Origin of the sequence: Desemzia sp. FAM 23989, assembly GCF_045528345.1 — a bacterium.
In the GTDB taxonomy this organism is placed as follows: domain Bacteria; phylum Bacillota; class Bacilli; order Lactobacillales; family Carnobacteriaceae; genus Desemzia.
Genome location: NZ_JBGQQT010000003.1, coordinates 70,204 through 82,648 on the forward strand (window position 1 = coordinate 70,204; position 12,445 = coordinate 82,648).

Annotated in this window: 9 protein-coding genes and 1 other annotated feature; of the genes, 1 reads left to right on the forward strand and 8 read right to left on the reverse strand. The window is 39.4% G+C overall.

Going from position 1 to position 12,445, the window contains the following annotated elements; all coding sequences use genetic code 11:
- Window positions 1–431: 431 nt before the first annotated feature.
- The 5 genes from ACEN36_RS03075 to opp3b all read right to left on the reverse strand — a co-directional run bounded on the left by ACEN36_RS03075 (window position 432) and on the right by opp3b (window position 6,982).
- A complete protein-coding gene (locus tag ACEN36_RS03075; RefSeq protein ID WP_407125924.1) occupies window positions 432–2,093 on the reverse strand; it encodes a peptide ABC transporter substrate-binding protein in 1,662 nt (553 codons plus the stop codon).
- Window positions 2,094–2,164: 71 nt separating this feature from the next.
- Window positions 2,165–2,436 (reverse strand) — a binding site (T-box leader).
- Window positions 2,437–2,881: 445 nt separating this feature from the next.
- Entirely contained in the window at window positions 2,882–3,826 is a 945-nt protein-coding gene (locus ACEN36_RS03080; protein ID WP_407096379.1) for an ABC transporter ATP-binding protein, read from the reverse strand.
- A complete protein-coding gene (locus ACEN36_RS03085; RefSeq protein WP_407102341.1) occupies window positions 3,810–4,976 on the reverse strand; it encodes an ABC transporter ATP-binding protein in 1,167 nt (388 codons plus the stop codon). The genes ACEN36_RS03080 and ACEN36_RS03085 overlap by 17 nt, the downstream gene beginning before the upstream one ends.
- Window positions 4,977–4,987: 11 nt before the next feature.
- Entirely contained in the window at window positions 4,988–6,037 is a 1,050-nt protein-coding gene (gene opp3C, locus ACEN36_RS03090; RefSeq protein WP_407125925.1) for an oligopeptide ABC transporter permease, read from the reverse strand.
- A 3-nt stretch (window positions 6,038–6,040) separates the two neighbouring features.
- Window positions 6,041–6,982 (reverse strand): oligopeptide ABC transporter permease, encoded by a 942-nt coding sequence (opp3b, locus tag ACEN36_RS03095; protein ID WP_407096382.1) that lies wholly within the window; start codon window positions 6,980–6,982, stop codon window positions 6,041–6,043.
- A 155-nt stretch (window positions 6,983–7,137) separates the two neighbouring features.
- Between opp3b and ACEN36_RS03100 the strand changes: the two genes are divergently transcribed.
- Window positions 7,138–7,509, forward strand: a complete 372-nt coding sequence (locus ACEN36_RS03100; RefSeq protein ID WP_407125926.1) for a DUF3899 domain-containing protein — start codon at window positions 7,138–7,140, stop codon at window positions 7,507–7,509.
- An 87-nt stretch (window positions 7,510–7,596) separates the two neighbouring features.
- Here ACEN36_RS03100 and ACEN36_RS03105 read toward each other — a convergent pair whose 3' ends face one another.
- From ACEN36_RS03105 to ACEN36_RS03115, 3 genes are all read right to left on the reverse strand, one after another.
- The gene (locus ACEN36_RS03105) at window positions 7,597–9,240 is read right to left on the reverse strand and encodes a peptide ABC transporter substrate-binding protein (protein ID WP_407096384.1); all 1,644 of its coding nucleotides are present in this window, start codon (window positions 9,238–9,240) and stop codon (window positions 7,597–7,599) included.
- Between the two features lie 489 nt (window positions 9,241–9,729).
- On the reverse strand, window positions 9,730–10,953 hold the full coding sequence (locus ACEN36_RS03110) for an NAD(P)/FAD-dependent oxidoreductase (protein WP_407096385.1): 1,224 nt from the start codon (window positions 10,951–10,953) through the stop codon (window positions 9,730–9,732).
- A 21-nt stretch (window positions 10,954–10,974) separates the two neighbouring features.
- The gene (locus tag ACEN36_RS03115; RefSeq protein ID WP_407096386.1) at window positions 10,975–11,772 is read right to left on the reverse strand and encodes an SDR family NAD(P)-dependent oxidoreductase; all 798 of its coding nucleotides are present in this window, start codon (window positions 11,770–11,772) and stop codon (window positions 10,975–10,977) included.
- Window positions 11,773–12,445: the final 673 nt, after the last annotated feature.

Here is a 12,445-nt window from a genome sequence, read left to right on the forward strand (position 1 = left end):
TATGAGGGCTTTGAAGCTTACAAGCTTGGAGACTTTCGGCTCCAAGCGTTCCCATGGCTCTCACCAAGCAACTCAGATTCCGGAAGGAATTTCTTCAAAAAACTAAAAATGACCAGTTAGGAAAGAATGCCTACTGGTCATTTTGTTCTTATCTTCGGTCACCTAAAGGCATTTCTCCGCTCTCTATTCAAAATGAGCTGCGCAGAGCAGGCTTCCTATGATTTCGTTTTGACCTGTTATTGGCAAAGAGCGCCAATTACAGGTCAAAATCGAACTCTACGAAATCCTTAACGCTCTGCTCCGCTCTCTATTCAAAACGAGCTGCGCAGAGCAGGCTTCCTATGATTTCGTTTTGACCTGTTATTGGCAAAGAGCGCCAATTACAGGTCAAAATCGAACTCTACGAAATCCTTAACGCTCTGCTCCGCTCTCTATTCAGCTAAATAGGCTGTTCTGAAGTGGAAGTAGCTTGCGTAGCGGTGGAATTCGATTCCTTTTACTTTGGGATCAATCAAATAGTTTGATGCACTTTGGTATAACGGTACTTGAGCTGCATCTTCTTCTAAGAGAATTTGCTCTGCTTTTTGATAGTTTTCAAATTGTTTGTCTGGATCATTAGCGTAAGTTGTTTTCGCTTCTGCAGCTAACTGATTGTATGTTTCGTTATTGTAACCGCCATAATTGTAAGCTGATCCGTCTTCATACAAGTTGAAGAAGTAGCCTAAATTATTATCACCGGCAATCCATCCAGAAATAGACATTTCATAGTTTGAATCGGAACGTGATTGATTAACACTGTTTTTCGGTTGTTTATCAATCGTTACAGTAACGCCCTCCAAGTTTTCTTGGATTTGGCTTTGAACATATTCAGCTGTTCGCGTAGAAGTAGTGTCTTCTGCCACAAGTAAAGAAATTTCTACTGAGTCGCCAAGCTCCTCTTGCGCCAATGCCCATTCTTCTTGCGCTTGTTCCAAATTGTACGTGTTGTAGTCACCACTGTACTCTCTAAAATCTTCGCCGGTTTCAGGATGTTGGTACAATTCGTTTGGAACCAATCCATTTAAAGCTACTGCGCCATCATTTAAAACGGTATTTACTAAGCCTTCTTTATTAATCGATAAAGCGATCGCTTTACGTAAGTGAGCATTGGCTAAAGAAGTACCAGGTTCTTTATTGAAATCAATGAATTGATTAGCGATATCATTGTGAGAGACAAAACCTTCTTCATTTTGATATTGTGCTACATATTGGCCGCTGACTTTAGTTAAGTTCAACTCACCAGAGGCATACAAGTTGATTCCCGTTTGCTCTTCTTTGATCGTAGTGAAGTCGATTTTTGTCAAATGTACTTCGTCAGCTGCATAGTAGTTTTTATTCGGTTCCAAGGTCCATGATTCATTACCTTGCTCCCAGTTTGACAATACAAATGGGCCGCTGTAAACACCTGTTTCAGCTGTTGTTGCATATGCTTCACCTTGTTCTTCTACATAAGCTTCATTTTTTGGAGCCAACCAAACAACTGAAATTAATGTTAAGAAAGAAGGCAGAGGTTCCACTAATTCAACTTTGAATACTTTGTCCGATACAGCTTCGACGGCTAATTCGGAAGGATCTGTTTCACCCGTACGAATTTCATAGCCGTTTACGACTGCATCCAACAAGTAAGCATTAGGAGCAGCAGCAGCAGGGTCAACTAGTTCTGTCCAAGCATAAACAAAATCTTGAGCAGTGATAGGATCGCCATTGCTCCAATTTGCATCATTACGGATGGTGAATGTATAAGTGCGTCCATCTTCACTGATTTCTACTTCCTCAGCGGCTAAGCCTGGAACAGGAGTGCTGTTTTCATCTAAACGATACAATCCTTCATAAAGATGCTGTGCTACGGTAAACGTGTTTTTGTCAGTAGTATAAGTAGTATCGATTGTGGTCATGCTCGCAGGAACGCTCACTGCTATTTCTTGTACTTCGGCTAATCCGTTACCATTACTGTCTGAAGAATTACTATCTGAAGCATTAGAGTTTCCTCCGCAAGCACTTAAAATAAAGACTGAAGCTAAGGCAACAAGACCTGTTTTTACAAATTTATTCATTACTGATTCCTTCTTTCCTATATAATTTTAATAACAAAAAAAGTCCTTCTTCTATACGCCGAAACGTATAAAAGAAGGACGAATGAGTTTAATCGATTCGTGGTACCACCTATCTTCGCAAAAATATCGCTATTTTTGCCTCAACCAGTACGCTTTTTAATGCAAAAGGTATACTGTTCCGCTGTAACGGGAGGACCCGTCTGATTCTAAGATAACGTTCACTGTTATCCTCAAACCAGCCGCTTCGAGACCATCTTCGAGTAGCATTCCAATGCTTGCTTTCACCTGACCAAGCTCTCTACAAAAGGAATGGATACTGTACTCTTCTCATCATTGCGTTTTTTAATTTATTAACTATTGATTAGTTACTGATAAATAGTTTATCATATAGGTAACGAAAAAACTAGCAAAAATTTAATCAATACTCACTAAAAAGTCTACCAAATAAAAAAATGGTTCTACGAGCTATGACGTTGGGAAGTAAAACGGAAATTATTTTTTATTCAATCCCTGCTAGAAACTCATTCTTAGAAATTTCTGGAGAAATATGGGGTGGCTTATAGCCATGAAAAGGATGCAATGGGAATTACTTAGTGTTAGGCTTTAGCCGTTACACTAAGTTTGAAGCTTGCAAGCCTGGAGACGTGGTTTTCGGCTCCAGGAGTTCCCATGGCGCTCCATAAGCCACCCCATAGGGCGGAGGAAATTTCTTTACCAACGCTAAAAGATGAAAATCTAAAAAAATCCCCCGCTGAATAGCAGGGGATAAGCACAATAATCGTTTGAAATTAGTATTTCGCTAATTTTTCTTGAAGTTTTGGTACATCAGATTCACGACAATATACGAAGTGTTCGGGTGCAATTTCTCTAAGTTTTTCTTCTTCGCTATTTGAAGGACGCGGTGTATAGGCAAAACGTGTACGACTGCGTTCATAATCAGGATCAGGAAGAGGAATAGCAGATAAAAGACTTTCTGTGTAAGGGTGTAACGGTTTGTTGTAAACACTGTCAGCAGGAGCTAATTCAACTAATTTACCAAAGTACATTACGCCAATACGGTTACTGATATATTTCACCATAGATAGATCATGGGCAATAAATAAGAAAGTCAGTTTTTGTTTTTCTTGTAATTCCATCAACAAGTTAACAACTTGAGCTTGGATTGAAACATCAAGAGCAGAGATAGGCTCATCAGCAATGATCATTTTTGGATCAACTGCTAAAGCTCGAGCAATCCCGATACGTTGACGTTGTCCACCTGAAAACTCATGAGGATAGCGAGATGAATGGTCTTTATTCAAACCAACTAATTCCAATAATTCTTCCACGCGAGCGTCGATTTCATCTTCACTGTCGGCTAATTTGTGGATCTTGATTCCTTCAGCAACGATATCTCTTACTTTCATACGAGGATTCAAAGAAGCATATGGATCTTGGAAAATCATTTGCATATCTTTTCTAAAATCAAGTTGCTCTTTTCTGCCATTTAACGAGTGGACTTCAGTACCATCAAAGTAGATTTCACCATCAGTAGGATCGTACAGACGAATGATGGCGCGTCCTGTAGTGGTTTTACCACAACCGGATTCACCAACAAGTCCTAACGTTTCTCCTTCGTAAATATCAAAAGAGATATCATCAATGGCTTTAACTTCGTTTTTAGTTCCTACGTTAAAGTACTGTTTTAAGTTTTTAACTTCTAAGATCTTTTTACGTTTAGTATCTTGGCTCATTTGCTTCTCCTTTCCCATCCCGATCTGTTGTTAGTTCGTCAACAGAAAGATTGTTTTGATCTTGTGTACCTTCCATGTCTTGACCACTCAATTGTGACAAGTCGTCTGAAGGTTGGATCTGCAATTTTTTAGCACGGAAACCGTTCTGACGCGCAACGATTTCAGCTGGCGGTGTAACTTTTGGAGCATCTGGATGCAGTAACCAAGTAGCTGCAAAATGCGTATCAGACACTTTGAATAAAGGCGGTTCATACATCGTGTCTACTTTTAACGCATACTCACTACGAGGAGCAAATGCATCCCCTGTAGGAGGGTTCAACAAGTCTGGAGGGGTTCCAGGAATAGCGTATAAAGAGCCGCTTGTTTCCAAAGTAGGCATAGAACTCAATAGTCCCCAAGTGTATGGATGTTGCGGATTATAGAAAATCTCGTCAACAGTTCCTACTTCAACGAATTTACCAGCATACATAACCGCTACACGGTCAGCAACGTTTGCTACTACACCTAAATCATGCGTGATAAAGATGATAGACGTTTTGATTTTGTGTTGCAATTCTTTCATTAGTTCTAAGATTTGCGCTTGAATCGTTACGTCTAAAGCAGTAGTTGGTTCATCAGCGATCAAAATATCTGGGTTACATCCTAACGCAATCGCAATAACAATACGTTGACGTTGTCCACCTGAAAATTGATGAGGGTATTGCTTCATTCTTTTTTCAGGATTTGGGATACCAACCAAACGCAATAATTCTTCTGCTTTTTTGTAAGCTTCTTCTTTAGATACATCTTGGTGTTTTAAAATAGGCTCAGCAATTTGTTTGCCGATCTTTTGAGTCGGATTCAAAGAAGTCATAGGATCTTGGAAGATCATAGCAATCTCTGAACCACGAATTTTTTGCATATCTTTTTCTGATTTTTTAACAAGGTCTTCACCTTTGAAGAGAATCTCGCCGCTGTCGACATTGGCATTATTAGCTAACAAGCGCATAATGCTTCGACTAGTAACTGATTTTCCTGATCCGGATTCACCAACGATGGCCAGTGTTTCACCAGGTTTCAAATCGAAATTCACTCCACGAATGGCGTGGACTTGTCCTGCATACGTATCAAATGAAATATGCAGATCTTTTACTTCTAATATATTTTCCATCAGGCTTCCTCCTAATCTCTCAGTTTTGGATCAAACGAATCTCGTAAACCATCTGCTAATAAGTTGAAACTGATCATAATGATACTCATAATAGCAGAAGGATACCACATCAAGTGAGGCAAGAAACGGAACGTTTTGTATCCATCATTGATCAATGTACCTAATGATGCATCAGGAGCTGGAATACCGATACCGATAAAGCTTAAGAAAGCTTCAAAGAAAATAGCGGACGGAATTGAAAACATAACTTGAATAATAATAATACCCAATAAGTTAGGCATAATGTGTTTAAAGGCGATACTTAAAGAAGATTGTCCAAGTGTTTTAGCCGCTAAGACATATTCTTGGTTTTTCAATTTAAGGGTTTGTGCCCGAACGATACGTGCCATCGAGATCCATTCAGTTAAAGCTAAGGCAATGATAATAGACATGATACCAGGATCAAATACTAATAACATTAAGATCACGATAACCAAGTTAGGTACCCCAGAAAGGATTTCCAGAATACGCTGCATCACGGTATCTACTTTTCCGCCAATCCAGCCGGATAATAGACCGTAAGTTACCCCGATAATCAGATTCAATAGGGCAGCTACGAAAGCAATAAATAGGGATACTCGTGTACCATATAAAATACGAGACAATAAGTCGCGACCAAGACTGTCTGTTCCCAAATAGTAATATACGTCACTTTCAACGCCTTGCAGTTCATATTTATCTACACGTGTTCCATTTTGATTGATTGTTCCATTCAAACCGCTGATATCCAAACCAGGGATTTTAGGCGGTAAATTCGCATGTTCAATGGTTTGAACATTTGGACTTTGAGGAGCAATCATTGGAGCGAAGATACTCAATAAAGTGATAATAATCAAAAGAACCATACTGACCATAGCGACTTTATTTTTCTTTAGACGACGCCAGGAATCTTGCATAAAACTTAGAGAAGGGGCAGTGATTTTTTCATTATCTTGAACATCTAAACTATCTGCTTTAACAAATAAGTCTGGTGTCAATTCAGGCAGTGATGGTTCAGAGTGAAAGTTTTTGTTGCTCACCATAAATTATTTTCCTCCTTCTGTAGCTACTCTAATACGAGGATCAATAATTCCATAAAGAATATCAACCAATAGAATAACTGAAACTAATAATAATGAATACAGCATTGTCACACCCATGATCGTTGGGTAGTCATTAGTTAAAATCGATTTAACAAATTGTTCTCCAATACCAGGAATCGCAAAAATATTTTCCACTACCATAGAACCGGTCATTAAAGCGACAGCCATTGGTCCTAAAAGAGTAATTAGTGGAATCAAGGCGTTCCGGATTCCGTGTTTAAAGGCAACTTCCCATTTGCTCAGGCCTTTGGCTTTTGCTAATTCTACATAATCACTACTTAAAACATCTACCATCTCGGTCCGCATAAATCGTGCCGAATCGGCCAGCGGGGAAATCGCTAATGCAATAGATGGTAAAATAGACGATGCAAAGCCTGTCCATAAGGCGATAGGGAACCAACCCAACCAAACACCAAAAATCAATTGCAGCAGTACTGCAAACACAAAGTTAGGGATGGAGCGGCCGACGATCGCGGTTAATGTTGACGTGGTATCGACCCACGTTCCTTGTTTCATGGCGGATACGACACCCAATACAATCCCCAGAATCGTTCCGACGACTACCGCCTGTATACCAATTTGAGCAGATGGGGCTATCCTTGACCCTATCAATTCTGCAACAGGAGTATTATTGAATTGGAAAGAAGTTCCTAAGTCACCTGTAACAAGTCCTAAAATATAAATTCCATATTGCACGATAATAGGTTCGTTCAAACCATATTTTTCATTCATAATAAAAATTTGTTCTTCACTTAGCTTATCTTGGTTACTATAAGGAGTACCAGGTAAGAGCTTCATGAGAAAGAATGTTATCGAAGCAATTAGGAACAAAGTAAGAAGCATATATAAAACGCGTTTTCCAATGTACTTTGTATAGCTCTTCATTGTGATCCAACCTCCGTAATAAAATTTGTTCATAGATGACAGTGTATCATATCAGTAGAGTAAAAAAAATAACTCAGAATTGTATAATTGAATTGTATTTAACGTATTTTTTAGTTACATTAGAAATGTTCATTCAAAGAAAGGATTCACAAATCATGAAATTCACTAAAAAAAATCTGTTGATCTCATTTATTTTCGTTAGTGCGATTATGCTTTATCAGTGGTTTAAGCATCAAACCTTCCAATGGATTGAATTATCCAACAGCTTGTTTTTAGCGGCATTGCCGCTGCTGATAATCGGCCTTTTCGGTTTAGTTCTATCCAAAGGGACCTTTGATTTTTTTCACTACAGCATGAAAAGAATAGCCAGGCTGAGAAAAAGAAAGCAAGATTCAGACGAAATAGAAGATAACCACAGTCAAGACGCACTGTCTAAGTCAGTAGGAAAAAGTTATCAATCTGTTCTAACGATTGGAATCATTCTTCTAGCTCTCAGCATACTATCCTTATGGGATTACTTATTATAATCATAAAATAAAGCAATTATCAGCCAACTCAAAATTACGGAGGCTGATGATTGCTTTATTTTGTTCCTTCATCAAACGATTAAAAAATTATTTTTCAACAGTTGCCCATTTGTAAGTGTATTCTGCGCCTACTAAATGTTCTGCAATACCGTTAACGTAATCTTTTTCTAAAACTGCGTTTGCACGTTGGTAGACAGGAGCAATTATACCATCTTCAATCAAGATTTGTTCTGCTTGCAACAGCATATCCCAACGAGCATTTAAGTCATCTACTTCAGCACGAGCTTGTTGAACCAAAGTGTCGTATTCTGAATTAGAGTAATTTGAAGTATTGTTGCCATTTTCTGTTTCAAACAATTCTAAGAAGTTGATTGGATCAGCATAATCAGCACTCCATCCAGCTAATTGGATGTCGTACTCTCCAGCAGTATTAGAAGCTAGACGAACTTTAAATGGTACGTTGCGTAAATTGATTTGTAATCCAGGTAAATTAGTTACTAATTGACTTTGGATAAATTCAGAAGAACGCTTTGAGTTGTCTGTATCATCAGATAGGAGTTCTAAGCTGATAGAATCTACACCTAATTCTTCCAGACCAGTTTGCCAATATTCTTGAGCAGCCGCTACGTCATAAGTTGACAAGTCGCCATTTTGCTCACGGAAGTCTTCGTCAGTTTCAGGGTCTGTAGCAAGACCTTGAGGAACTAAACCGTTAGCTGGAACAGAACCGTCTTGTAATACGACTTTTGAGTAAGCTTCTTTATCGAATGCCATTGACAATGCTTTACGAATATTTTCGTTGTTCAATGGGCTTTCTGGATCACTCAGTCCAAATTTCAAGTAGAATACAGATGAAGTTGGCATTGTGTGCAATTCTGCATCGCCAGTTCTTTGAGCTACGTATTCACCTTTCAGCAAGATACGGTCAGTAGCGTCAGTATCGTATAAGTTCAAAGCAGTTGAGGTTTCTTTGATAACTTCAACATTGATTTGATCTAAAGCAACTGTTGCTGCATCCCAGTAATCTGGGTTTTTAGCGTATGTCCAAGATAATCCTGCAGCTGTCCAGTCTTCAAGTAAGAAAGGACCATTGTAAACTAAAGCATCACTAGATAATGCGTAGTTGTCACCTTGTTCTTCCACAAAAGCTTGGTTTTGAGGGTAGAACATAGTTAGAGAAAGTAAATCTTCGAAGTATGGAAGATTAGTAACCAATTGTATTTCCAACGTTTTATCATCTACAGCTGTAACGCCTAGTTCGTCAGCTGCCATTTCTCCGCCAATGATTTCTGAAGCGTTAGCGATAACGCCGTCCATCATGTAAGAGTAAGAAGCTGCTGTAGCCGGGTCAACCAGCTTTTTCCATGCATAAACAAAATCATTTGCTGTTACTGGGTCTCCGTTAGACCAGTTAGCATCTTCGCGAATTTTGAATGTGTACGTCAAGCCATCTTCGCTGATAGTTGGTTCTTCAGCAGCCATACCTAATTCTAAAGAGCCGTCGTCTTTTTGGCGATAGAGACCTTCGTTTACATTTGTCAAAACAGTAAAAGCAACAGTATCCGTAGCTTGCGTTGAATCCATAGTAGGGATCTCAGCAGTTTCTACTAAATTCAATACTTGTTGTTGTTCTCCAGAGTCGGAGGTTTCGCCTGAACCGCCGCCACATGCTGCTAATACAAAAGCAGTGCACAATGATAATAATAACAAAGTAGATTTTTTATTTATCATTTATTATTTCCTCCATTCAAATTTTTTAATACTGTATTAGTATAAGTGCACTCTTTATTAAAAACAAGTTTGAATTTAGCAAAACCTCTCATTTTTAATGATATATACACTATTGTATATTCTGAATATTCAAAAAATGCTTTAAAATAGGGAATCTTTGGAAAAATGCATTATTTGAACAAAGAAAAAAATTTTGTTTTGTTGACCATTTTTTTAGAGACTGCTACGCTAAAAATGGTATGCAAAAAGAAGAAAAGCAATGGATAAGAAAAAATGAACAAATTTAGCCACCGGATTAGATGCGTTATTTATAGTGAGCTGTGCAAATGATCCACAATAGAATTTGCCAGTTGTAAAAGTAGAATAAACACGAAAAAAGTTTCTAGGTTCTCTTTCTTCTATAATATTGTCCATATGATACGAACAAATTAAATAACCTCTTTCTGCGGCTGAGACAGCAGAAAGAGGTTATTTAATTGACTAAACGTTTTATTTTTCGTGAAGGGCTCCTTTTAGCGCAGAAGAATCAGCAGGAGGGTCACTGAGGATTTTTCGGACATCATCTAAATCTGCTTCAACATTCCACAAGAGAATTCCGACTGGTTTATCGTCTTTCAGATAGTAAATAACTTTTCCATCATCTACTTCATCAATCAACGTATCTAATTCAGGATCCAGTGTTCCGATAGCTTTCCATGAAATGTCAAACACGACAGAGTAGAAGTAAGGTGTATAGTCATAAGGTTCATTTGAACCCGCCATGGCTTTTCCGACAGCTTCTCCAGAATTACGGGCATGGTCCACATGTTCGATACGGTCGCGGCCTAGAATAGGGTCAGGATAAGAAGCGATATCTCCAGCTGCGTAAATATCAGGATCATCGGTTCTTAGGAATTCATTTACCACGACACCGTCCTCTACGTTCAACCCGCTTTCTTCAGCTAAAGAAACACGTGGGGAAACACCTAGACCAAATACAACAGCATCTCCGTTTAGTTCTGTTTCATCATCAAGGGTCAAGACAAATTCATCATCTTCTTTTCGGTAAGATTCAACGCGTTTGCCGCTCACCATTTCAACACCAGCTTCTTTGAATGCTGCTTCGTATTCATTTGCGATCTCTTCAGGGAATTGGCTGGAGCCTAATACTCCATCTGGATAGATCAAGGTGACGCGTGTATTATTCTGAATCAAACCAGCTGCTAATTCAGCTCCGATATAACCGCCGCCGACTACTAAAATATGTCGGTCGTTACCCGAAAGAGCACGTAACTTGCGGTAATCTTCCCAACTTCTGAAAAAAATCACTTGATCCGATTCGGGACCTTCGATTTTAGTCGGTTCACTACCAGTTGCCAACAGCAATTTTTGATAACCGATCACTGATCCGTCTGCTAGCTGGACCGTATGTCTAGCTCGATCGATGGCTGTAACTTCAGCTCCCAATTGGATTTCAGCACCTGTTTCTTCGGTGGTGTTTAAGGGGACTTGGTCATCAGTAAAAGAGTCGTCTGTCCACAGTTTTTTGGTCAAGGCCGGACGCGTATAAGGAACGTCTTTATCGTTGGATAAAATTTTGATTGACCCAGTACCGTCCTGCTCTCGAATCCCTTTAGCAGCATAGCCAGCAACCATACCACCACCAATAATCAGATAATCATATGCTTGATTTGCTTGCTGCATTTTTTGGATATCACTTAATTCTTCTGCCATTTTTATTCCTCCTTCTCCAAATTAAATCGTAGAAACTGAACCAGCATCAATGCGGTAATTAGAACCATTCACGAAAGAAGCTTTGTTTGAACAAAGGAAAGCAATCACTGCCGCGACTTCTTCCGGTTGTCCACGACGCTTCAGCTCGATATTGGGTCTTTTATTATCCAGAAATGATTGGATAGCTTCTTCTTTTGAGACATTCAGTTCTTTTGAACGCTCTTCCATCATAGTGTCTGTCATAGGTGTCTCGATAAAGGCCGGTGAGACAGCATTGACTAAAAGTCCTTCTTTGGCATAAGTTTTGGAGAGTCCTTTGACTAACGCCAGCATACCGGCTTTAGCGCAGTCATACGGGATTTCATCCAGATAAGCTTCTTCAGCATTTTCAGAAGAGATCATGACGAGCCTACCCCAGCCACCTATTCTTAGATCTGGCAAAAATTCTTTGACTGTACGCACAGCACCCATCAAATCGACATCCAGCGTCTCTCGCCAGTCTGCTTCATCGATTTCATGGAAAAGACCGCTTGCACCCGAAATGCCTGCTGAGTGTACCAAAATATCGATTTTACCAATATCTTGTTGAATCTGTTGATGCAATTTTTTCAGTGATTCGCTTTTCGTCACATCGGCAAGATAATGGTGCACGTTTGATTGGTCGCTTAAGCTTTCAGCAGCTCGGTCGAGTTTTTCTTGGTCTATCCCTGTGATAATGACGGTCGCACCTTCTTCCAAGAGTGTTTTAGCAGTTGCTAAACCAAGACCTGAATCAGCTCCGACAATTAAAGCTGTTTTTTCTTTGATCCCTAAATCCATGTGAAGAACCTCCCTTTAAGTTAAATCATTTGGACACGTTTTTTCTTCTGTATATAAAATGGTACACGTTCACCGAAACAGATTCAATTAATCCGCTTTTAGCTTTTAAAGAAGAGTGAAGCGCAGGCTGTAATGTTTTTGAGGAGGTTCTGTTTGAGGTGGTAGAAAAGGGTTAGATGGTGCTAATTTGATTGATAGCGTCCATTTAGGGTGATAGGAAAGGATCAAATGGCCCTAACTTGATCAGTAGCGTCCATTTAGGGTGGTAGGAGAGGATCAAATGGCCCTAACTTGGTCAGTAGCGTCCATTTAGGGTGGTAGGAGAGGATCAAATGGCTCTAACTTGGTCAGTAGCGTCCATTTAGGGTGATAGGAGAGGATCAAATGGCCCTAACTTGATCGTTAGCGTTCATTTAGGGTGATAGGAAAGGATCAAATGGCTCTAATTTGATCGATAGCGTCCATTTAGGGTGATAAGAGAGGACCAAATGGCTCTAACTTGGTCAGTAGCATCCATTTAGGGTAATAGGAGAGGATCAAATGGCTCTAACTTGTTTGGCAATGTCTATTTGAGGATATAAAATGAGAAGTCGACTCTGATAGGAAGAACGCCAAGCAGCTCGGATAAGCCAAAAAGACTGACCTAAAATCGAGGAATAATCGAATTTAGGTC